Raw genomic sequence first — 21,549 nt, 5'->3', positions numbered from 1 at the left:
ACGGAGAGCGTCCCCCGAACGGCGCCCCCTACTGGCTGTCGCGCGAAGGCGTCCCCTTGCACACCGGGCATGGCCGCTCGGTCGGGACCGCGCCCGGCACCAGCGAGGTAGGGGTCGATTCGAGGCGCGTGATCCAGCCTGTGTCACTACAACGCGTGCATGTGGTCATAGGGCGAGGATCGGTCGTCACGCGCACTAACTGCGCATGCAGGGCCCGGCGTGTCCTACGGGCGCGGCGCACGAGCCAGTTCGAGGTAACGACCCCAGGCGGCAACGCAGGTGTTTAGGGTGATCGCGACGACGGGCATGAGTTGCTCGACGTCTGTTGTGAACCGGACCTCAGCCACACCGTCAGCGGTTCCGGTGACCTCCTGTTCCAGGGTCGCGAGCGTCGCCCAAGACTTGCCGTGCGCGAGGCCGCTCTGGATCCGCCAGAGCAACTCGAAGAGGTCCGAGTCGGAGCCGCAGTGCTGCGCTGCGCCACGCACGACATCCCGGTAGGTCCAGGACTTCACGCTTCTGCTGTCGGGGGCGAGGCTGCGGAACTCTTCAAGAACCTCGTCGAACGTCCTGCCGGACTGGAGCTTGTCGCCGCCCAGCAGCTTGGATGCCTTCCGGCCCTCGTCCGAGTTGTTGTAGAGCTGCCTGACTCGTCTGTGGCGCCGCTCAGCAGGGTCGTCCGGGCCGATCAGCCAGAGGGCTGTACACGCGGATTCCAGAGCGGCGCGCGCGAGCGTGTGCTCGGCCCAGGGGTGGGTTCTCTGCGCGTCCTGGATCGTCCCGCGGATGGCTTCCAGGTGGTCCATCGCCACACCGTGCGCGAGCGCTACCCCATGAGACAGAACGTAGATGCCCAACGCCGCGTCGTCCTCGGCGAGCGGGCTGCCCGGCTCAGGTCGAGGCGGTACGACCTCTGCGGTGGCCGCGTAGTGCTCGGCGACACGCGCGAGCACTCGCCCCGGCCGTAACCGGTCGTCGGCGGTCGGCTCATGGCGTGTGCGGAGCCACCGGTCAGAGGCAGACAACTCGGTGAACAGCTGAAGCCCTGGAACGTCCTCGCCCATGCCGCAACCCTGGCAGGCACATCGCCTCGGTGTCCTTGGAACGCAATGCGGGTTCGGAGGGTGGCTCGCGTCGGTCAGACGGGCAGCACTGGTGCCTACGCTCCACCGTCACCACTGTCGGCTGACTCGCGGGTGTCGAGGATGATGTAGGGCCAGACGGGCGCCACGATGTCGGCCAGTGCGCTGGCGAGCGCTTCGAGACAGTCGGCCAGGTTGTCGAGGTCAACTAGCGATCCGAGCCCGGTGTAGCCATCGCGACGTCGCCCCCAACGGATAAACCGGCCCTGGAACTCCTCCCACGGCCACCACTCGCTGTGCACCACCTGGTTGCGCAGCTCGCGCAGACCGGCCCTATCTGCGCCGTCGAGAAGCAACCCGACGTGCTCTAGTGCTTCGGCGCTCAGCGCGCCACCGGCCTCGCGGAGTGCCTTCCGTAGTTCGACTTCCAGGACGGCCCAGTCATAGTTGGCTTCCCTGAACGACTCTCGGACCGAGGTGACAACGAGTAGACGTTTGAGGGCGGCTTCGACGTGTGCCCCGGCGACGACCACACGACCAACCCGCTGGTGTAGCTCGTGCCGGTAGCGACGGTCACCGTCATCCGGGCCGCCAGCGCGCTGAACGAGCGCCGTGCGGAGGTCGGTCCCGCCCGGACGCACTCCCACAGGGTCGACGAGCGTGTAAGTGATCGTCCTGTCCGGCTTCGGAAGTCGCTCCGTGACACGCGTGACCAGTGGCTCACCAGGCGGCGGCGCCGGAGGGTAGGCGTTGATGTGGCCGGTCTCGGGATCGCGCACGCCGGGGGATGGCTCTCCCAACGTCACGCCGTCGGAACTGTCGTGGTCGTCCGCGTCCCTGGTCATACCTGCATGGTGCCGCTCGGACGTCGGTCGCGGTCCCCGGAATCGCTGTTCGAAATGGACCGATAGCGAGACACCGCCGCGCCCTCGCCGGTCGTCGCGTCGTCGTGCGGGAGCCGCTGTGCCGTAACTCGTGACCGAAACCGCCCGTGCCGAAAGAGTGAACCCGAGCGTTTTCGGGACACTGTCGCACGCTGGCCGGCTAGGACGGTGTCATGACGCCGGACCGCCCGGCGGGATCGGAGGCACGCGGTGGCGCTGCTCGGCTACGCCCGTGTGAGCACACGGGACCAGGACCCCAGGCGGCAGGTGGATGAGCTCACCGCTGCCGGGTGCGTACGGGTGTGGGTCGACCACGGCGTGAGCGGCACTGTCGTGTCCCGACCGGAACTCGACGCGCTCCTGGGGTACGCACGTGACGGTGACACGCTCGTCGTGACCGAGCTCAGCCGGCTCGGCCGCACCGTGCGCCAGCTCGTAGCGCTCGTTGACGACCTCGGCCGCCGGGGCGTTGGCGTCCGGAGCCTCACGCAGGCCATCGACACGACGCCGGGCCAGGGCGGCGGCATCGGCGTCCTCCTCCTGAGCATCTTCGCCGCGCTGGCGGAGTTGGAGCGCGAGGTGCTCATCGAGCGGACCCGTTCCGGGCTCGAGGCGGCGCGCGCCCGTGGTCGCATTCCCGGCCGTCCCCCGGTCGTCGATACGGAGCGGCTCGCTGCGGCCCGCGTCCTCGTCGACCAGGGTCAGAGCGTCGTGTCCGTCGCCAAGACCCTCGGCGTCGGGCGCTCATCTCTGTACCGCGCCATCGAGCGGGAGCGCAGCCAGAGCGCCAACGCGGGCACCGCCCGATGACCGGCGATGCTCTCGGTGTCCCGGCGTCCTGCCCGTACGCGCTGACACAGGTCACACTCGGGAGTGCCCCAGGCGGGGTGTGGGTCGATGCCGTGCTCATGTGCGAGGGCCAGCCGGTGGCGCGGATTGTCCAGCACGGTGACGGGGGCCCGGATGCGATCAGGCCGCTCGCCCCGGCCACGTGGGCGGACGTGCACACCTACGAGACCTACGCGCGCACGTGGGGCGCCCCGTACGGCATCGTCCACGAGCCGTCCAATGCGCTCACGGCCGCACTGCTCGAACGCTGGGCCGCCACGAGGGGCTGACGCACAGCGACCCGACCCCAGCCCCGCGGGCCGCAGGTGCCGTCCACAGTGCGTGTCCCCTGCACCTGACCAGCGGCTTCGCGGGTGCCACCGTGCCAGCACCCGATACCCCGACCCCCGAGGAGGCCCCGATGGAGACCAGGACCCGCGAGCACGTATCGGCCGTTGCCGCGCTCGTCGCCCGCTGGGGCGTCCCCGCACGCGTCGCGACGGTCGAGGGGCGCTATATGTAGAGGTACAACTGGCGCCCGACGGGACCGTCACCGCGTGCATCGACCCGGGCGACCTCGCCGTCGCGTACGTGCAGCCCCGGGGCGCCCGTCCCGTGCTCGCGCATGGCCCCGCAGCCTGCGTCGACGGGCACGAATGCTCCGATGCGCTGTGCGTGGCAGACCAGGTGTGGGCGTGGGTCCTGTGCTGGCGGCACGGCGCGCCTGACGCGAGGGCGTGTCAGCCGCAGCCCGGTCCATGTGTCGGCTGGACGTCATAAGTGATCGTCTTGTGGGTCATGTACGCCTCGAAAATCGTGTCGTCGCGCCACGGCGTCTGGTAGGGCTGATCGCTCCACCACTGCTGTCCGTCAAGCGCGAACGCGATTCCGATCGCGTAACCCCTGATGTGCGTGTCCTCGCTGGTATCTCGCCAGGTGGAGACCGGGACCGTCGCAGTGCTGACGCTGCACGCTGGCACGTCACGCAACTCCAGTGGAACGTCCATCGTTGGGAGGTCCGGGGCGTTGTCGTCGCTGCCCGTGGGGTACCGGTCGTCCCACAACCCGAGTCGTAGCCGCACGTTGTACACAGGGCTGGTGCTGTTGTTCGTCACCGTCACCGCGAAGGACTTCGTCTGCCCGTCGGGGTCGTCAGAGCCGAGTCGCTCGTAGGCCCAGGTCACACGAGCGGCGTTCTCCTGCGCATGGTCGGGCTGCGGGAAGGGGAACCACTGGCGGCCGGCGGCAAGGGCGAGGTACGTCGAGAGTGCGAGGCTGATGACCGAGACCCAGAAAGCCGGTGAGTTCCAGTCGCCAGTTCGCCTCGATGACTTCTCCTCCATGCTGTTGGAACGTAGCGCCTGCGACGCACGCCGGTGGCACTTTCGCCCCGTCCAGCCCGTCCAGCGGCCGACCAGCCAGCAGCGACACCGTGTTCCCCTGGGAACACCGACTGCGACGAACGGGAGTCAACGGGCGTCAACTGCGTCCGTGTTCCCACGTCAGATCCGCGTAATCATGCGTCTGGCCTGGTCAAACGCGTCCGTCCAGGAGGTTCGAATCCCCCATCCTCCGCCGTGTGTGATGACGCGGGACATCGTTCACCGATGTCCCGCGTCATCGTTCATGGTGCAGAGCCCGGCCATCGGCCGGGCTCTCGTTCGTCGTAGCGCCAGGCGCGCGCACCACGGCCCGCACCCGCCGAGTGCGCACGTTCGTGCTCGAGCGCGGACGACGAGCGTGCGCGCTCGACTCGGGACGTGCGCGGTCGGCGGGTGGTGCGGGGCGGGCTGGTTTCGCGGGTGGGGGTCCGGGGAGGCAGGGTGGGGGCGTGACCTCACCTGGGACGGCAACGGCCGACGAGCTCGTCGTGCTGCTCGACGACGACGGGACGCCCGTGGGGACCGCGCTCAAGCGCGAGGTCCACCATGCGACGACTCCCCTGCACCTGGCGTTCTCGTCGTACGTGGTCGACCCGGACGGACGCCTGCTCGTGACGCGGCGCGCGTGGGACAAGGCGACGTTCCCGGGCGTGCTGACCAACTCGTGCTGCGGTCACCCGGGACCGGGCGAGGCGTTCGAGGACGCGATCCGGCGGCGGCTGCACGACGAGCTGGGCATCACGGAGGCGGGGCCGGTGGTGCCGCTGCTGCCGGACTTCCGGTACCGCGCTGCGAGCGGCGGGATCGTCGAGAACGAGATCTGCCCGGTGTTCGCGGTGCGCGTGCCGGCGGACGTCGTCGTGACGCCGGACCCGAGCGAGGTCGCCGAGGTGCGGTGGATGCCGTACGCGCAGTTCCACGACCTGGCGCTCACGCACCCGGAGGCGAGCCCGTGGGCGCGTCTGCAGGTGGAGCAGCTCGGCCGCGAGGTCGACTGGTCGGCGCTGCTCGACGGCCCTGCGGCACGTCGCTCCGCACGAGAGGGCTGAGAGCCGTGCGAGGACGTGACGACGAGCTGTGGGTCCTGGCGCGCGACGAGCGAGCGGCGTTCGCGGAGGACCTCGAGCGCCTGAGCCCCGAGCAGTGGCGGCACGCGACGCTGTGCGGGCGGTGGGACGTCGAGGAGGTCGTCGCGCACCTGGTGGCTGCGGCTCGCACGGGCCGGTGGGCCTGGCTGCGCAGCATGGTCGGGGCACGGTTCCGTCCGGACGTGCACAACCGGCGCCGCATCGAGGAGCACCGCGGTCGCACGCCCGCGGAGACGCTCGAACGGTTCCGCGCGGTCGTGGGCTCGACGACGGCCGCGTCCGGGCACACCCCCGCGTACCTGGGGGAGGTCGTCGTGCACGCCCAGGACGTCCGCCGGCCGCTGGGCATCGCACGTACCCCGGACGTCGCGGCTCTTACACCCGTCGCGGAGTTCTACGCCGCGCGTGACTTCGCGGTCGAGAGCCGCAGGGTCGGCGCGGGGCTGCGGCTGGCGGCCGACGACGGCCCGTTCGCCTCCGGTGACGGGCCGCTGGTGAGCGGCTCCACGCTCGCCCTGGTGATGGCGATGGCCGGACGGGCGGCGTACCTCGACGACCTCACGGGCCCGGGAGTGGCGGTCCTGCGCGACCGCCTGACGCCGTCGTAGCCGAGCCCGATGCTCCACCCGGCGCTCGCGCGACCCGCACCTTACGGTGGGACGGACCGACGAGGACGGAGGGGCCATGCACGCGAAGGACGTCCTGGCGGACGGGTTCGGGCGGATCGACGACCTGGTGCGCCGCGCGGTGGAGGGCGCCGACGAGGCGCTGCTCACGCGCCGGATCGACCCGGACGCGAACACGCTCGCGTGGCTCGCGTGGCACATCGCGCGCGAGCAGGACGGGCAGGTCGCCCCGCTCGCGGGCACGGAGCAGGTGTGGACGTCACGCGGCTGGTCGCAGCGGTTCGGGCTGCCGTTCGACGACTCCGCGATCGGGTACGGGCACACGTCCGACGAGGTCGCGCAGGTCGTCGCGACGGCGGACCTGCTGCTCGGCTACCTGGCTGACGCGACCGCGGCGTCGCTCGCGTACGTCGAGCGCCTGGCCGACGAGGACCTGGACGTCGTCGTCGACGAGCGCTGGGACCCGCCCGTGACGCTCGGGGTGCGGCTCGTCAGCATCCTGGGCGACGCGTTCGAGCACGCGGGCCAGGCGGCGTACCTGCGGGGAGTGCTCGACCGCACGGCCTGACCGGCGGGATCGCGCTCAGCAGGTCTCGTGCACGGCGTCCGGGTCCGAGCGCGGCAGCACGTCGCGGTCGCGCAGCACGACCGACAGACCCCGGTCCCGCTGCGTCGCGTGCGACCGGGCGTCGCAGGCCTCGTCGAATGCGGCGCGGCTGTACTCCACGTCGAGCACCACCGGGTACGCGGAGGTGTACGTCGCGCACTCGTCCCACTCCTGGCACTCCTCGCTGACCGCGAGGTCCGCCCCGAGCGCGCGGACCTGCCGGGTGAGCTCGGCGGTGTTCTTCTGCGCGAACGCCAGCCCGCGCGCGTGCGCGCGCTCCACGAGCAGGGCGGCGTACGCGAGGGCGTGCTCCGCGGTGAGCAGGCCGTGCGAGCGCGTGTACGAGTCGAGGTTGTCGACCTCGACCGCGTCGAAGCCTGCGGCCGCGCACGCGTCGACCACCGCCCCGACGCGCTCGGCGACTCGTGCCCGCAGCGCGTCCGTGCGCAGGTCGTAGAGCGCCTCGTCGGGCCAGCCCTCGTCCCGCACGGGCTCGCCGTCGTCGTGCAGGACCAGCTCGGGCGCCGCGCGCAGGAGCTGCTCGGTCTCGTCGGGCTGCGTCTGGAAGCCGTTGACGTAGCAGACGTCGTAGCGACCGCTGGGTGCCTCGGTCGAGTCCCGGACGACGACGCGCGTCGCGTCGAGGGGCTCGTCGGCGCCGCCCAGCTGGTACTCGAACGGCGAGCCCGGATCGGGCAGCGCGACGAGGGGCGCCGGTGGTGACGCCGACGACGAGGGCCGCGGGGCGGTCGTCGTGCACGCCCCGATGGCGAGGAGCAGCGCGCCGACGACGAGCGCGGCGAGCGGTGCACGCGCGGGGCGCCGCCGCGGGCGGGTGGGGCTCGTCGTCACCGCGTCACTGTAGGCGCGGTCGGGTCAGCGCGGCCCGGGCAGCGCCACCCGGGTCAGCGCCGCCCGGGTCAGCGCGGCGCGTGCGCGACGCACGTGGTCGCGGTGGGGCGGGCGAGCAGCCGCGCCGGGTCGATGGGCTCCCCGCCGACGACGCACGTGCCGTAGGTGCCCGCGGCGAGCCGGTCCAGCGCGGCGTCGACCTCCGCGAGGCGCCGGCGCACGTCGGCGGCGAGCGCGTCGACCTGCGCGCGCTCGAACGCGATGGTCTGCCCCTCGGGGTCGTGCTCGTCGTCGATGTTGGCGCCCCACGCCGCCTCGACCAGGTCCGACTTCGCGGCGCCGAGCCCGACCGCGCGCTCGAGCGCGTCGGCGCGCAGAGCGAGCAGCCGCGCGCGCACCTCGTCGTCGTCCACGGACAGCGCCATGCCCGCCACCCTCGCACGCGGACGCGCGGACCTCACCCCCAGACCTCCACGGTGCTGACGACGAGCGCACCCTCCCGGTCCGGGTCCACGCCTGCGACGACGAGCACGCTCCGGTCCCGCAGGAGGTCGAGCTCGAGCGCACGGTGCACGAGCGCCCCGGGCACGCCGTGCACGCGCGCGGTCACCTTCTGGTGGTCCCCGTCGCGCGCGCACACGACCTCGACCTCGGCCTCGAACGCGGTCCCCGCACGCGTGCGGGCCGGCACGACGAGGTGCGCGAGCACGTCGTCGTCGAGCCGGACGTCCAGGGTCGCCGCCCGGGCGAGCCGCTGCGTGACCACGCCCCGCACGACCACGCGGAACCGGGTGCCCGCCGCGCGGTACCGACGCGCCCGCACGACGCGGCGCAGCTCGACGTGCGCGCGGGGGTGCCGGGAGTCGACGTCCTCGTCGTCGTAGGACGCGCCGAGCGTGAGCAGCGGCCGGTGCGCGTTCGTCGTCGTCCGCGCGAACGAGCCCTCCTGCCAGCCCCAGCTCGTCAGGTCGGCGGACGTCCCCAGCTCGACGAGGTCGCGCTCGTTCGCGTCGTCGCCCTCGCCGAACTGCACGCTCGAGGTGTTGTGCACCTGCGAGTTCACGACCGCGAGCCCGACGCCGTTGCGCCGCAGCCGCAGGAACCGCAGGTTCGCCACCGACATGCCGTTCAGCTGCATGCCCGTGCCGCAGTCCTCGATCGTCAGGTAGTCGACGTGGCCGTTGCAGTTCTCCTTGGCCTTGAGCCCGATGGGGCAGCCCCGGATGACGAGCTGCTCGTCGTAGGAGCGGGCGATGTCGTAGGAGCGGAACACGTGGTGGTGCTCCTGCACGCCGTGCTTGGTGAGGTTCTCGACGATCCCGCCCGCCACCGCGTACGTGCAGTGGTCGAGCACCCCGATCCCGACCTGCCCGACCCCTTGCCCGTCGACGTGGCAGTTGTGCCAGTGCAGCAGGCTGCGGCGGCGCACGTCCACGGCGTGCGCGAACCCGCCGCGGAACGCGAGGTCCTCGAGCCACACGGACACGCCGTCGTAGGCGCGCAGCCCGAACCGGTACCCCGGGTGCGCGGCGTGGTCGATGACGGCGAGCGGCCGGTTCGGGTGCCCGCCGACCCGCGGCCCGACGATCCGCAGGAAGTCGTGCTGCGCGAGCCCTCGCGCGCCCGTCAGGGCGATCCCGCCGGTGTACGTGCCGGGACCGACGTCGATCGTCCAGCCCGCCTCGTACGCCGGACCTGCCGCACGCCAGCGCGCGGCGGCCGTGGCGACCTGCCGCAGCGCGGTGCGGGGCGTGCGGCCGTCGGCCTCGTCGTCCCCGTCCTCGCGGACGTACAGGGTGGTGCGGCTCGCGCTCACGCCGCGCACCGTAGCAACGGCGCGACCTGCGCAGGAGCCGTTGTGCACAGGCATCCGGGGGATCCCCTGGACGGACGTCCACGCAGGCCTCCCCGGCGGCGTCCGCGGCCGGTACGGTGGGCGCCGTAGTCGCAGTGCATCGCTTGTCACCGTGTGCTTCCGCCGCGGGCCGGACGACGTTTCACCGTGATCACCGGTCCCGGCACCGCCGGGGTCGTCCCGCCGCAAGGAAGTAGAACGGCCACATGGCAACTGGCACCGTGAAGTGGTTCAACGCCGAGAAGGGGTACGGCTTCATCGCCCCCGACGACGGCGGACCCGACGTCTTCGCCCACTACTCGGCCATCCAGTCGAGCGGCTTCCGCTCGCTGGAGGAGAACCAGAAGGTCGAGTTCGAGGTCACCGAGGGCCAGAAGGGCCCGCAGGCCGCGAACATCCAGCCGCTCTGACCTGACGTCGCGCGGGCACGCACCGCGCAGTCGTCGCACGGACGGCGGGTCTGCACGGGCCCGCCGTCCGCCGTCCTGCGGCCGCGGGCCGTGACGCTCGGCTCATGACGCACGGCTCACGGGGCTCGGGTCATGGCGCTCGGCTCATGACGCGCTGCGCGCGTGCCGACAACCCAGGCGACGAGGACGACGAGAGCCGCGCGCACCACGAGGACACGATGACGACGCCGATCCCCGGCTGGTACCCCGATCCCCAGCGCCCCGACCAGGTGCGCTGGTTCGACGGTGCCTCGTGGACCGCGCACGTGCGGCAGGCGCGACGTGCGGCCACCGGTCCGACGAAGCCGCCGTGGTCGGGCGGGAAGATCGCCCTCGTCTCGGTCGGGAGCGCGGTCGCCGCGGGCGTCGTCGTCGTCGGGGCCGGGCTGCTCGCGGCACCGCGGGTGGTCGCCATGTGGGACGACGAGCTGTTCGACGAGTCGCTGCGCGGCCAGTCGTGCGCGCAGGTCGCGGTCGACGAGGTCCGCCTCGCCGCCGAGGACGCCGCCCCGGGCGACGTCGCGCTCGTCGCGATCGACCAGGTCCGCACGGTCGAGGACCACCTCGCGACCGCCACCCGGCCGTCCGACGGGGCCGAGACGCACCTGCTGACCTGCGAGGGCATGGCGCGGTGGGCCGACGGCTTCCAGCGCCCGGTGCGCCTCGTCCTGACCATCGACAGCGACAACCAGACCTGGATCGACAACACATGGGACGAGAGCTCGACGGGCAGCGCGTGACCGTCCGCACGCCCGTGCTGGGCGTGGTCCGGTCCGCGCCCGGCGCCGCGCACCCTAGAGTGGCCTCCGTGATCTTCAAGGCCGTGGGCGAGGGCAGGCCCTACCCTGACCACGGGCTCGAGACGACCAAGCAGTGGGCCGAGGTCCCGCCGCGCCAGGTCCGTCTCGACGAGCTCGTCACGACGAAGCGGACGCTGGACCTCGACGCGCTGCTCGCGGAGGACTCCACGTTCTACGGCGACCTGTTCGCGCACGTCGTGCAGTACAAGGGGATCCTGTACCTCGAGGACGGGCTGCACCGCGCGGTGCGCGCGGCCCTGCAGCAGCGTCCCGTGCTGCACGCCCGGGTGCTGGTGATCGAGTGAGCGACGTGGACCGCGCCCGGGCCCTGCGCCGGCGCCACATGCACGAGCGGCAGGCCGTGATCTTCGGCGTGCTGCTCGCGGCCCTCGCGGTCGTCGGACTCGGCTCGGCGGCCGTGTACACGGGGAGCCTGAGCCTGCCGTTCATGGAGCAGGAGTTCGCGGCGGAGCCCACGCCGAGCGCGACCACCCGCAGCTACCCGTGCCCGCCCGACGGCGCGCTCCCCGTCCCGTACGGGGACATCACCGTCAACGTGTACAACTCCACGTCCACGGCCGGGCTCGCGGCGGCGACGCTCAAGGGCTTCACGGACCGCGGGTTCGCGGGTGGTGAGGCCGACAACCAGCCGACGTTCGACGGCACGGTGCGCATCGCGTTCGGCCAGTCGGGCATCGCGGCGGCGTACACCGTCGCGGCGCACGTGCAGAAGCCGCAGTTCGTGCTCGACGGTCGCAAGGGGCCGGAGATCGACGTGGTGCTCGGCACCAAGTTCAAGGCGCTCGTGCCGGCCGACGAGGTCGGCCTCGACCCGGAGAAGCCGCTCGCGGCCCCCAAGGGCTGCACCAAGGTGCCGGCGGCCGGCGCGACCAGCGCAGCCCCCACGAGCTGACACCGCTCGGCTCCTGACCACCTCCCGTCGCGCGACGAAGGGGCCGGTCCTCGGCGGGACCGGCCCCTTCGTCGTCCGGGTCAGTGCGCCGCGACCTCGTCGCCGGCCGGGGCCGACGCCGGCGAGGCGGGCTCGAGCGACGTCCCACGCCACCGCGCGACCAGACGCATCAGGTGGTAGACGCCGATCGCGGACGCCGTGCCCAGCGCGATGCCCGAGAACGTCAGGTCCCCGACGACCCACGTGTAGTCCGCGATGCCGACGATCAGCGCGATCGCCGCGGGCGTGAGGTTCACCGGGTTGGAGAAGTCGACCTTGTTCTGGATCCAGATGCGCGCCCCGAGCAGGCCGATCATGCCGTAGAGCAGCGTCGCGGCCCCGCCGATCACGCCCTGCGGCACGGTCGCGATGGCCGCGCCGAACGTCGGCGACATCGACAGCAGCAGCGCGGTGAAACCCGCCACCCAGTACGCGGCGGTCGAGTACACGCGCGTCGCGGCCATGACGCCGATGTTCTCGGCGTACGTCGTCGTGCCCGAGCCTCCGCCGAGGCCGGCGAGGCTGGTCGCGACACCGTCGGCGAGCAGCGCGCGGCCCGTCACCGGGTCGAGGTCGCGGCCCGTCATCGCGGTCACGGACTTCAGGTGGCCGATGTTCTCCGCGATCAGGACCAGCACCACCGGGAGGAACAGCCCCAGGGTGCTGCCGTCGACCCGCGGCGTCACGAACTCGGGCAGGCCGATCAGCGGCGCGTCACGCAGCGCGTCGAAGTCGACCTCGCCCCGCAGCATCGCGAACACGTAGCCGACGACCACGCCGACGAGGATCGACAGCCGGCCGAGGATGCCGCGGAACAGCACCGTGCACAGCACGATCGAGCCGAGCGTCACGAGCGCCGTCACGGGCGCGGACCGGAACCCGGAGTCCTCGCTCTTGCCCCAGGCGGCGCTCGCGAGGTTGAACCCGATGAGCGCGACGATCGTGCCCGTCACCACGGGCGGCATCGTCACCTCGATCCACCGCGTCCCGACGAGGTGCACGAGCACGCCGACGGCCGCGAGGGTCAGGCCCGTCGCGAGGATGCCGCCGACCGCGACCTGCTTGCCCCCGCTCGCGGTCGCCGCGAGGATCGGCGCGATGAACGCGAAGCTCGAGCCCAGGTAGCTGGGCACGCGGTTGCCCGTGATGACGAGGAACGCGAGCGTCCCGACCGCCGAGAAGAACAGCGTCGTCTGCGGCGAGAAGTCGGTGATCAGCGGCACCAGGAACGTCGCGCCGAACATCGCGACGACGTGCTGCATGCCGATGCCGATGGTCCGCGGCCACGAGAGCCGCTCGTCGGGTGCGACCACCTCACCCGGAGGGATCGAGCGCCCGTCGCCGTGCACCTTCCACCCGCCCAGCCCGAGCGCGCTCCTGACCCTGGCCACCACCGCCACGTCGTCCTCCTGTCGGCCCGGCACCCGGGCGTCACCACGAGCGGTCGGGCGACCGCTCGCCCCCGGGAGAAAGGTAGTGGTCGGGCCCGCCGCGCGGGGTGCGGATCCGCATGCCATCTTCGTGGGGTAACGTCCGCATCGACTCGGGAGGCCGAGATGTCCGACAACGACCCGACCGTCACCCCGCCCACGCCGAGCCACGTCGTCCCCGGGGACGCGCCGGACCCGGTCGTGAGCACCGCTCCGAGCGCGCCGCCCGCACCCGACGAGGGGCGGGAGGAGGACGTGGACGAGCTGCTCTCGCAGGAGCGTCCCGTCGTGATCCCGCCCGCGGGACCGCAGACGGGCGTCGCCGTCCCGCCCGCGCACTGACCACCACGCCCCGCCGGTGAGCGGGGCCGACCGAACCGGAGGCCCCGCTGCACCGCCTGCTGCGCTCGTCGCTGCCCGTCTGGACCGCGTTCCTGCTGGTCCACGCCTGGTTGCTGGTCCTGGGGGTGTACCTGCGCCCCACCGAGACGTTCTGGGACCTCGACCTGTACCGCTGGTGGATGTGGCTCGGCCTGCACGAGGGTGTGTGGCCGGTGCTCGACGGGCCGTGGGTCTACCCCGCGGGCGCGGTCGCGCCGATGCTGCTGGCCGCGCTGGGCGGCACCGGGTACGGGCCGGGGTTCTCGCTCGCGTGGAGCCTGCTGGTCACCGCGCTGAACGCGGTGGGGCTGGTGGCGCTGCTGCACGCGCCGCGCGTCGTCGGGCACCGGCGCATCGAGCGCACGACGACGGGCGCGTGGTGGTGGGTCGCGTTCACCGCGCTGCTGGGTCCGGTCGCGATGGGCCGGCTCGACGCGGTCGTCGCGCCCGTGGTGGTCGTGGCGCTCGTGGTCGCGCTGCGGCACCCGCGGCTCGCCGCGGCGCTCCTGACGGTCGGCGCATGGGTCAAGGCCGCGCCCGGCGCGCTGCTGCTCGCGCTCGTCGTCGTGGTCCGCCGCCCGTGGCGTGAGGTGGTGCTGCCCGCGGCACTCGTGTGCGCGGGCGTCGTCGGTCTCGTGCTCGCCGGCGGGGGCCGCGAGCACCTGCTGTCCTTCCTGTCCGAGCAGGGCGAGCGCGGACTGCAGATCGAGGCGGTCGGCGCGACACCGTGGATGCTCGCGAGCCTCGTCTCCCCCGACCTGCGCGTCGAGCTCAACGCGGAGCTCGTGACGTGGGAGGTGCACGGGCCCGGCACCCAGGCCGTCTCCGACACGCTCGGCGTCCTGTTCGTGCTCGGCGTCGCCGCCGCGGGCGCGCTCCTGTGGTGGTGCGCGCGGCGCCTCGGCCCGCGGCTGTGGTCCGACGACACCGCGCGCGCCCAGCTGCTGCTGCGCGGGGCGCTGCTGGTGGCGACGCTGCTCATCGTCCTCAACAAGGTCGGCTCGCCGCAGTACGTCGGGTGGATCGCGCCGCCGGTCGCGGTGGCGCTCGCGCTGCGCCTGCCGGGCTGGCGGGTCACCGCGTGGCTCGTCGCGGGCGTCGCGGGTGCCACGCAGCTCGTCTTCCCGTGGCTGTACTCGCAGATCACCGCGGGCGGCGCGGGCGCGACGGCGCTGCTGGCCGCACGCAACGTCGCGCTCGTCGTGCTCGCCGCGACGGTCGTCGTCGCGCTCGTACGGGACGCGCACGACGAGCCCGCGCCGCCCGACGACGACACGTCGCCCATGCCCGGCGGGCAGCTCCCCGAGACCGCGTCTCAGCCGAGCTGAGGCGCGACCGCGTCCGCGACCAGCTCGAGGTGGTCGAGGTCGGCCAGGTCGAGCATCTGGAGGTAGACGCGGCTCGCACCGAGCCCGCGCAGCCACTGCAGGCGCTCGACGACCTCGCCGGGCGTGCCCGCGAGCCCGTGCTCGCGCAGCTCGGCGGGCTCCCGGCCGATCGCCGCGGCGCGGCGCGCGAACTCCTGCTCGTCCGTGCCGACGCACAGCACGAGCGCCGCGGACAGCACCAGGTCGTCGGCCGGGCGGCCGATCTCCTCGCACGCCTGGCGGGCGCGCGCGAACTTCGCCTCGACCGTGTCGAGCTCCGGGAACGCGAGGTTGAACTCGCTCGCGAACCGGGCCGCGAGCGCGGGGGTGCGCGTGGGGCCGTTGCCGCCGACGATCACCGGCACACCCGGCCGTCCGTGCACCTGCTGCGTCGGCTTCGGCAGCGCCGGGGAGTCCGTGAGCGTGTAGTGCTCGCCGTCGAACGAGTACGTCTCGCCGACCGGGGTGCCCCACAGGCCGGTCACGATCTCGAGCTGCTCCTCGAGCAGGCCGAACCGCTTCGCCGGGAACGGGATGCCGTACGCCGTGTGCTCCTGCTCGAACCAGCCCGTGCCGAGCCCGAGCTCGACGCGACCGCCGGACATCTGGTCGACCTGCGCGACCTGGATCGCCAGGATGCCCGGGTAGCGGTACGTCACCGACGAGACGAGGGTGCCCAGGCGGATCCGGCTCGTCTCGCGCGCGAGGCCGGCGAGCGTGGTCCACGCGTCCGTCGGTCCCGGCAGGCCGGGCGTGCCCATGCCCAGGTAGTGGTCGGAGCGGAAGAAGGCGTCGAAGCCCAGGTCCTCCGTCGCGCGGGCGACGCGGAGCAGGTCGTCGTAGGTGGCCCCCTGCTGAGGCTCGGTGAAGACACGAAGTTCCATCCCCGCATCATCCCGCACCACGAGTTGCCCGCCCCAACCACCCGACCACCCCGCACGAGACCGCCGTTCCTCCGGGAAAGGCCCGCCAGAGCCGGAGCAACCACGGGGTCGGCGTCCTCGTCCCGCGCGAGACCGCCATCGCTCCGGGAAAGGCCCGCCAGAGCCGGAGCAACCGCGGGGTCGCGGGTCGGTCGGACGGTGGGGGCGGAGGTCGGGCGGGGGCGGGGGTTGGCCCGGGTGGGTCCGCCGGGGCGGGGGTCAGGGGCGGGTCTGGCAGCGGGGGCAGCGGTAGAGCTTGCGGGCGGCCATGTCCTCGACGACGACGGGCGTGCCGCACACGCGGCACGGCTCACCGGCCCGCCCGTACACCCAGTGCCGCAGCGTGCGGTCGGTCAGCGCGGCACGGCGCTCGTCGGGCGTGAGGTCCTCGCGCGTGAGCATGACGCCCGTCGCGATGCCGTCCGGCAGCAGCCGTGCCCAGTCGTCCCACAGCGCGCGGGCGACCTCGGCCGGCACCTGCCTGCCCGGCGTCCACGGGTCGAGGCGCGCGCGGAACAGCAGCTCCGCGCGGTAGATGTTGCCGATCCCCGCGACGACCGACTGGTCCATGAGCAGCTGGCCGACGGCCACGCCGCGTGCCCGCAGCCGTCGGACCACCTCGGCACCCGCGGCGTCCAGGTCGGTCTCGCTCGCCGGGTCGGGCCCGAGCCGGGCGACCACCGCGGCCGCCTCGTCGGGGTCGAGCACCTCGCACGCCGACGGCCCGCGCAGGTCCGCCACGGTCGTGTTCGACGCGAGCCGGACCCGCACCGCACCGACCGGCTCGGGCGGGAACGGGCCGTCGTCGTGCGGCACCCCCGCGACCAGGCCGCCCTCGTCGGCGGGCGACTCGCGCTCGTCCTCCCCCATGCGCACCGCCCGGCGCAGCCGCGGTGCCCCGAGCGACCCCCAGGCGGCCTCGCCCGGCGTGAGCGGCGTCAGCCGGCCGTGGAAGTCCCACGCCCCGTACAGCCCGAGGTGCACGCGCAGCACGTCGCCCGACGAGAACGCGCAGAACAGGTGCTTGCCGACGGCCGAGGCGCTCTCCATGACGTGACCGTCGAGCCGCGCCGCGGCGGCGGCGAACCGCCCCTGCGGGGAGCTCACGGCCAGCGGGCGGCCGACGAGGTCGAGCGTGAGCTGCCGCGCGATCCGGTGAACGGTATGACCCTCGGGCACCCCCGCAGGCTACCGACCCGACGCGTCCGACGAGTCGTCGAGGTACGCCGCGGTCAGGCGGCCGGAGGACGCGTGATGCGGGCGCCCATCGCCGCCGCGAGCACGGGACGGGACGCCCGGACGTCGGCCTGCGTCTGGGCGCGCTCGAGCACGTCGGTGATCTCCGGGCCGATGAGCTCGTGCCGCTCGAGCAGCGCGTCGCGCAGCGCCTCGACCAGGTGCCGGTTGCGGGACAGCAGGCGCCGCACGGTGGAGCGCGCGTCGTCGAGCACGCCCTCGAGCTGCTCGCGCGAGGCGGAGTCGGCCAGCACCGCGGACACGAGGTCGCGGTCGACGGCGAGGAACGAGACGAGCGACCCGGTCATGCCGGCGGCGCCGACCATCTGGGCGGCGGTGCGGGTCGCGGCCGCGAGGTCGCTCGCAGGGCCCGTCGTCGTCTGCCCGAAGAACAGCTCCTCGGCGACCCAGCCGCCCATCGCGATCTGCACGAGCGCCTGCAGGTCGTACTGCGAGTGCGTCCACACCTCCTCGCAGTCCGTGTGCGCGAGCAGTCCGAGCGCCTCACCGCGGCGGATGATCGTCAGCACCTCGAGCGTGCGGTTGGGTGCGACGAGCCACGCGACGGTCGCGTGGCCGGCCTCGTGGGTCGCGATGAGCTCCTGCTCGGCCGTGGTGTACCGAACGGGCTGGCCGATGCCGACCATCTCGGTGATGCGCGCCTGCTCGACGTCCTCGAACGACATGGTGAGCGAGCCGCGGCGCAGCGCGTTGACGAGCGCCTCGTCGAGCAGGTGCTCGATCATCACGGGCGTCCAGCCGTTGGTGGCCGCGGCGATGCGGTCGCGCAGCGTCGGCTCGTCGAGCGACACCTCGTGCGAGCGGCGCGCGAGGAAGTGGTCGACGAGCGCGCGGCGGCCGTGCGCGTCGGGGGTGGAGAACGTGAGGTGCCGGTCGAAGCGCCCCGGACGCAGGAGCGCGGGGTCGAGCGAGTCGGCGCGGTTGGTGGCCGCGATGAGCAGGATCGGCGCGCGCCCGGGCCGGCGCTGCTTGAGCTGCTTGTGCGCCGGCAGGAGGAGGTTCACGGCAGCGACCGCCCGGTTGTACAGCTTGTCGCCGCCGGTGGGCTCGTCGAACGACTGCATCTGGACCAGGAGCTCGTTGACCACGCCGCCCGTGCCCTCGGACACCACGGCGTTCGTCGTCGTCCCCCCGACCCCGGGCAGGTGAACGGCGGGCAGGCGCACGGCGGGCGACTGCACGCACGCGCCCGCCGCCGAGAGCCCCGCGGGCAGCCCCGACGAGGACCCTGCCGACGCCCCGAGCATCCCCCCGCGGCGCAGGGCGATCGCGTCGATCTCCTCGATGAAGCCGATGGCACCGCCCTCCCGGCGTGCCGTGCGACGCAGCGCCTTGAAGTACGCGCGGATCTTGCGGGCCGTCGCGCCGTAGTACATCGACTGGAACGAGGTCGCGGACACGAACAGGAAGGGCACGCCCGCCTCGGCGGCCATCGCCTTGGCGGTCATGGTCTTGCCGGTGCCCGGCAGGCCCTCGAACAGCAGGCCGCGCCGCGGGGTGCCGCCCATCTGGTCGGCGAACCGGCGGTGGGTCTGGAACAGGTCGATCGAGCGGCGCACGTCCTCCTTGACGGGGTCGATGCCGATGACGTCGTCGAGCGTGACGTCCACCTGCTCGGGGCGGTAGACGAGGTGCGGCGAGCGCGACGTCCCGACGGTCGTCAGCACGACGATGAGCAGCATCGCGACGAAGAACACGACGATCGTCACGAGGAACGGGTCGACCGGGGGCAGCTGCGGCAGCAGCGGCCAGCCCTGCAGCGAGCCGACGACGACCCACGCCTCCACCGCGAGCACCACGGCCGCGAGCCGGTACACCCGGCGGCGGCGCATCCGCTCACGCTCGATCGCGATGTCGTGCGCACCCTGACGGATCGGTGACAGCAGCTCGTCGGCCACGAGGGACTCCTCTCGGGGGCGCGCACGCCGGGCACGCGGTCAGGGCGGCGCGCGCGGCGCCGCGTGCGCCCATCGTCGAGCGGGTGACGGACCTTCGCAATACAAGACAATTCGGACCACCCGTTCGGCCTAGACCCCGGTCCGACGCCCGGGTGTCCCCGTGGCCGTGCGCGGGGCACGATGGAGATCGCCGGGACGGCCGGACGGGTGCGACGACGAGGAGGGCGCGTGCGACCCACGACGCGGGACCCGCTCGCCCGTGCGGCGGCGGGCGTGCTGCTCGTCGCGACCCTGGGCGCGTGCGCCCCGGCCACCCCCACCACATCGGACGAGCCGCGCGGGGCCGCGCGCGAGGTGGTCGTGCGCGACGACGTCGCCGCCACGAAGGTCGCGGTCCCCGCCCCCACGCCACCGCCCCGGCTCGACCTCACGGCGCTGACGACCGTCGACCCGCTGCACGTCGTCGCCGGCCTGCCGGGGCTCGACGGCCTCACGCAGCTCGAGAACGACGACCCCGCGCTCGGCCGCTGGCGCACCGCGACGGTGCTGCGCGACACCGCCGCGCACGCCGCACCCGACGGCCCGGCGGTCGGCGTGCTGCCCGCCCGGACCCTCGAGGTGCCCACGACCGTCCCGGTGGTCGACGCGCGCCCCGGCTGGCTGCGCGTCATGGTCGCGGCCCGCGGCGCGTGGCCGTCGCAGGACCCGACGCGCGTCAACCAGCGCACGGCGTGGGTGCGCACCGCCGACACCGCACGGTCCGGCACGGACTGGCGACTCACGGTCGACACGGCCGCGCAGACGCTCACCGTGGACGACGGCTCCGGCCCGTCCACCTACCCGGTGCTCGCGACCGGGTCGGCCGCGCGGCCCACACCGCCGGGCCCGCAGTTCGTCGTCGGCACGTTCTGGGCCGAGCCGGGCACGACGACGCCGCGCGTGGTCCTGCTCTCGTCGCAGAGCGAGACGATGGACGCGTACGACACGCGCACGCGCACGTCGGCCACCGCGTTCCACTCCACCACGCTGCGTTCGCGCGGCGAGGTGTCCAACGGCTGCGTCCGGCTGGCCGACGACGTGCTCGACGTGCTGTGGCGCACGGTGCCCGCGGGCACGCTCGTCGTCGTGCGCTGACCGGCGCGCCCGGGCGGTTCGTCGTGTTCGTCCGATGCTCGTCCGCGCGTCCCCACCCCGTCACCTGCCCGGTGCCCGCACGCCACCCGGCGCCGGTGGACTGCCGTGCGGCCCGCGCACCCCCGCGGCGGGCACACCCAGGTGGAGGAGCCCCTGATGAGGACACGCAAGCTGCGCGCGGCCGCCGTCGCGACGATCGTCGTCGCGCTCACGGCCGGCGCCGCGACGGGCTGGGCCGCGACGAGCGACCTGACCGGGAACGGCGACGCCCGCCGGATCTCCGGCAACCAGACCCAGGAGCTGCGCCGCCAGCTCGACCCGGGCCCGGCCCGCAACGTCATCCTGCTCGTCGGCGACGGCATGGGTGACTCGGAGATCACCGTCGCCCGCAACTACGCGCTCGGCGCCGCCGGACGCTTCGCCGGCATCGACGCGCTGCCGCTCACGGGCCAGTACACGACGTACGCGCTCGAGAAGGACGGCACGCCCGACTACGTGACGGACTCGGCCGCGTCGGGCAGCGCCTGGGCCACTGGCACCAAGACGTACAACGGGGCGGTCTCGGTCGACGTCACCGGCAAGGCCCAGCGCTCGATCCTCGAGCTCGCACGCGCGAACGGCCTGCGCACCGGCAACGTCTCGACCGCCGAGATCCAGGACGCGACCCCAGCGGTGCTCGCGTCGCACGTCACGAGCCGGTCCTGCTACGGCCCGGTCGCGACGAGCAGGACGTGCCCGACGAACGCGCGCGAGAACGGCGGGCGCGGCTCGATCTCCGAGCAGATCCTCGACACGCGCGCGGACGTGACGCTCGGCGGCGGCGCGACGACGTTCGGCGAGAAGGCCGTCGCCGGCCCCTGGGCCGGGCGCACGCTGCTCCAGCAGGCGGCCGATCGCGGCTACCAGGTGGTCACGGACGCCGCGTCGCTCGCCGCCGTGAAGCGCGCCGACCAGAAGACGCCCGTGCTCGGGCTGTTCGCACCCGGCAACCTGCCCGTGCGCTGGACGGGCCCGCTCGCGACCCGCACCGGCGGCGCCGAGCCGGCCGTGCGCTGCACGCCCAACCCCGCGTACGGCACCGCCCCGACCCTCGCGGAGCTCACCCGCACCGCGATCCGGCTGCTCGACCAGAAGCACGCCCGCACCGGGTTCTTCCTGCAGGTCGAGGGCGCGAGCATCGACAAGCAGGACCACGCCGCCAACCCGTGCGGTCAGATCGGCGAGACGGTCGACCTCGACGAGGCCGTGCGCGCCGCGCTCGACTTCGCGAAGAAGGACCGCCACACGCTCGTCGTCGTGACCGCCGACCACGCGCACTCGAGCCAGATCGTCGCCGCGGGCAGCACCACGCCCGGCCTCACGCGCACGCTGCTCACCGCGGACGGCGTCCCCATGACCGTCGCGTACGGCACCGCGGAGGCCGGCGGCTCGCAGCAGCACACGGGCAGCCAGCTGCGGGTCGCGGCGTACGGGCCATGGGCCGCGAACGTCGTCGGGCTCACCGACCAGACGGACCTGTTCTTCACGATGCGTGACGCGCTGCGCCTCGACCCGCGCAGGCCCGCGCGCTGACCGCAGGCCACCCCGACGCGGGCCCGACGCACGTTCGTCGGGCCCGCGTCCGCGTGCGCTCCGGTTCCTCGACCCTGCTGCACCGACCGCCGGGCACCTGCACGCGCCCGGCCGTCAATGGGTGGAGAAACGCTCACCTGGCGAGCGCTTCTCCACCCACAGCGCCCGGGCGGGCCGGGCGA

General features: G+C 73.5%; 22 protein-coding genes. 12 read left to right on the top strand and 10 right to left on the bottom strand.

Translation table 11 applies throughout. The features are described from left to right. Nucleotides 1–224 precede the first annotated feature (224 nt). The gene (locus CUD01_RS11310) at nt 225–1,064 is read right to left on the bottom strand and encodes a hypothetical protein (RefSeq protein ID WP_094181090.1); all 840 of its coding nucleotides are present in this window, start codon (nt 1,062–1,064) and stop codon (nt 225–227) included. A 95-nt stretch (nt 1,065–1,159) separates the two neighbouring features. Further along, nucleotides 1,160–1,927, bottom strand: coding sequence for a hypothetical protein (locus CUD01_RS11305; protein ID WP_141321142.1), 768 nt, complete (start codon nt 1,925–1,927; stop codon nt 1,160–1,162). 249 nt (nt 1,928–2,176) lie between these two features. On the opposite strand from CUD01_RS11305, the gene CUD01_RS11300 reads away from it, so the two are divergent. Next, a complete protein-coding gene (locus tag CUD01_RS11300; RefSeq protein WP_094181099.1) occupies nt 2,177–2,776 on the top strand; it encodes a recombinase family protein in 600 nt (199 codons plus the stop codon). 758 nt (nt 2,777–3,534) lie between these two features. Here CUD01_RS11300 and CUD01_RS11295 read toward each other — a convergent pair. Next, nucleotides 3,535–4,137, bottom strand: coding sequence for a hypothetical protein (locus CUD01_RS11295; protein WP_094181101.1), 603 nt, complete (start codon nt 4,135–4,137; stop codon nt 3,535–3,537). Between the two features lie 488 nt (nt 4,138–4,625). Here CUD01_RS11295 and idi point away from each other — a divergent pair, with 488 nt between their 5' ends. From idi to CUD01_RS11280, 3 genes are all read left to right on the top strand, one after another. Next, nucleotides 4,626–5,225, top strand: a complete 600-nt coding sequence (gene idi / locus CUD01_RS11290; protein WP_141321140.1) for an isopentenyl-diphosphate Delta-isomerase — start codon at nt 4,626–4,628, stop codon at nt 5,223–5,225. Between the two features lie 5 nt (nt 5,226–5,230). Then, nucleotides 5,231–5,872: a maleylpyruvate isomerase family mycothiol-dependent enzyme gene (locus CUD01_RS11285; protein WP_218023856.1), complete on the top strand. Its 642-nt coding sequence runs from the start codon at nt 5,231–5,233 to the stop codon at nt 5,870–5,872. A 76-nt stretch (nt 5,873–5,948) separates the two neighbouring features. Then, the gene (locus CUD01_RS11280; RefSeq protein WP_094181103.1) at nt 5,949–6,458 is read left to right on the top strand and encodes a mycothiol transferase; all 510 of its coding nucleotides are present in this window, start codon (nt 5,949–5,951) and stop codon (nt 6,456–6,458) included. 15 nt (nt 6,459–6,473) lie between these two features. Here CUD01_RS11280 and CUD01_RS11275 read toward each other — a convergent pair whose 3' ends face one another. From CUD01_RS11275 to CUD01_RS11265, 3 genes are all read right to left on the bottom strand, one after another. Next, nucleotides 6,474–7,349, bottom strand: a complete 876-nt coding sequence (locus tag CUD01_RS11275) for an endo alpha-1,4 polygalactosaminidase (protein WP_141321138.1) — start codon at nt 7,347–7,349, stop codon at nt 6,474–6,476. Between the two features lie 68 nt (nt 7,350–7,417). Continuing rightward, nucleotides 7,418–7,774 carry a TraR/DksA family transcriptional regulator gene (locus CUD01_RS11270; RefSeq protein ID WP_141321136.1) on the bottom strand — a complete coding sequence of 119 codons (357 nt, stop codon included), beginning with the start codon at nt 7,772–7,774 and terminating at the stop codon, nt 7,418–7,420. 32 nt (nt 7,775–7,806) lie between these two features. Then, nucleotides 7,807–9,165 carry a hypothetical protein gene (locus CUD01_RS11265; protein WP_141321134.1) on the bottom strand — a complete coding sequence of 453 codons (1,359 nt, stop codon included), beginning with the start codon at nt 9,163–9,165 and terminating at the stop codon, nt 7,807–7,809. A gap of 245 nt (nt 9,166–9,410) precedes the next feature. On the opposite strand from CUD01_RS11265, the gene cspE reads away from it, so the two are divergent. The 4 genes from cspE to CUD01_RS11245 all read left to right on the top strand — a co-directional run bounded on the left by cspE (nt 9,411) and on the right by CUD01_RS11245 (nt 11,366). After that, nucleotides 9,411–9,614, top strand: coding sequence for a transcription antiterminator/RNA stability regulator CspE (gene cspE, locus CUD01_RS11260; protein WP_094181106.1), 204 nt, complete (start codon nt 9,411–9,413; stop codon nt 9,612–9,614). A gap of 218 nt (nt 9,615–9,832) precedes the next feature. Beyond that, complete coding sequence (locus CUD01_RS11255) at nt 9,833–10,393, top strand: DUF2510 domain-containing protein (RefSeq protein WP_166772071.1); 561 nt, start codon at nt 9,833–9,835, stop codon at nt 10,391–10,393. A 68-nt stretch (nt 10,394–10,461) separates the two neighbouring features. Beyond that, nucleotides 10,462–10,758, top strand: coding sequence for a type II toxin-antitoxin system VapB family antitoxin (locus tag CUD01_RS11250; protein WP_094182346.1), 297 nt, complete (start codon nt 10,462–10,464; stop codon nt 10,756–10,758). Next, nucleotides 10,755–11,366, top strand: a complete 612-nt coding sequence (locus CUD01_RS11245) for a LytR C-terminal domain-containing protein (protein WP_141321130.1) — start codon at nt 10,755–10,757, stop codon at nt 11,364–11,366. The genes CUD01_RS11250 and CUD01_RS11245 overlap by 4 nt, the downstream gene beginning before the upstream one ends. An 80-nt stretch (nt 11,367–11,446) precedes the next feature. Here CUD01_RS11245 and CUD01_RS11240 read toward each other — a convergent pair whose 3' ends face one another. Next, entirely contained in the window at nt 11,447–12,796 is a 1,350-nt protein-coding gene (locus CUD01_RS11240; RefSeq protein ID WP_244937760.1) for a uracil-xanthine permease family protein, read from the bottom strand. A 165-nt stretch (nt 12,797–12,961) separates the two neighbouring features. On the opposite strand from CUD01_RS11240, the gene CUD01_RS11235 reads away from it, so the two are divergent. Both CUD01_RS11235 and CUD01_RS11230 read left to right on the top strand, forming a co-directional pair. Beyond that, complete coding sequence (locus CUD01_RS11235) at nt 12,962–13,177, top strand: hypothetical protein (RefSeq protein WP_141321126.1); 216 nt, start codon at nt 12,962–12,964, stop codon at nt 13,175–13,177. A gap of 125 nt (nt 13,178–13,302) precedes the next feature. Next, nucleotides 13,303–14,544 carry a glycosyltransferase 87 family protein gene (locus CUD01_RS11230; protein WP_244937759.1) on the top strand — a complete coding sequence of 414 codons (1,242 nt, stop codon included), beginning with the start codon at nt 13,303–13,305 and terminating at the stop codon, nt 14,542–14,544. On the opposite strand, the gene CUD01_RS11225 is transcribed toward CUD01_RS11230, so the two are convergent. The 3 genes from CUD01_RS11225 to CUD01_RS11215 form a co-directional block, all read right to left on the bottom strand. Next, nucleotides 14,532–15,467 carry an LLM class F420-dependent oxidoreductase gene (locus tag CUD01_RS11225; RefSeq protein WP_094181111.1) on the bottom strand — a complete coding sequence of 312 codons (936 nt, stop codon included), beginning with the start codon at nt 15,465–15,467 and terminating at the stop codon, nt 14,532–14,534. The genes CUD01_RS11230 and CUD01_RS11225 overlap by 13 nt on opposite strands. A gap of 258 nt (nt 15,468–15,725) precedes the next feature. Continuing rightward, on the bottom strand, nt 15,726–16,685 hold the full coding sequence (locus CUD01_RS11220; RefSeq protein WP_141321122.1) for an Fpg/Nei family DNA glycosylase: 960 nt from the start codon (nt 16,683–16,685) through the stop codon (nt 15,726–15,728). Between the two features lie 53 nt (nt 16,686–16,738). Then, complete coding sequence (locus CUD01_RS11215) at nt 16,739–18,661, bottom strand: AAA family ATPase (protein WP_141321120.1); 1,923 nt, start codon at nt 18,659–18,661, stop codon at nt 16,739–16,741. Between the two features lie 228 nt (nt 18,662–18,889). Between CUD01_RS11215 and CUD01_RS11210 the strand changes: the two genes are divergently transcribed. Continuing rightward, on the top strand, nt 18,890–19,795 hold the full coding sequence (locus tag CUD01_RS11210; RefSeq protein WP_244937758.1) for a L,D-transpeptidase: 906 nt from the start codon (nt 18,890–18,892) through the stop codon (nt 19,793–19,795). Between the two features lie 156 nt (nt 19,796–19,951). Beyond that, nucleotides 19,952–21,367, top strand: coding sequence for an alkaline phosphatase (gene phoA, locus CUD01_RS11205; protein WP_141321116.1), 1,416 nt, complete (start codon nt 19,952–19,954; stop codon nt 21,365–21,367). The last annotated feature ends 182 nt before the right edge of the window (nt 21,368–21,549 follow it).

The organism is Cellulomonas uda (assembly GCF_006538705.1).
In the GTDB taxonomy this organism is placed as follows: Bacteria; Actinomycetota; Actinomycetes; order Actinomycetales; family Cellulomonadaceae; genus Cellulomonas; species Cellulomonas uda.
The sequence above is the reverse complement of the archived record's forward strand: the minus strand, read 5'-3'. Positions and strand labels throughout refer to the sequence as shown.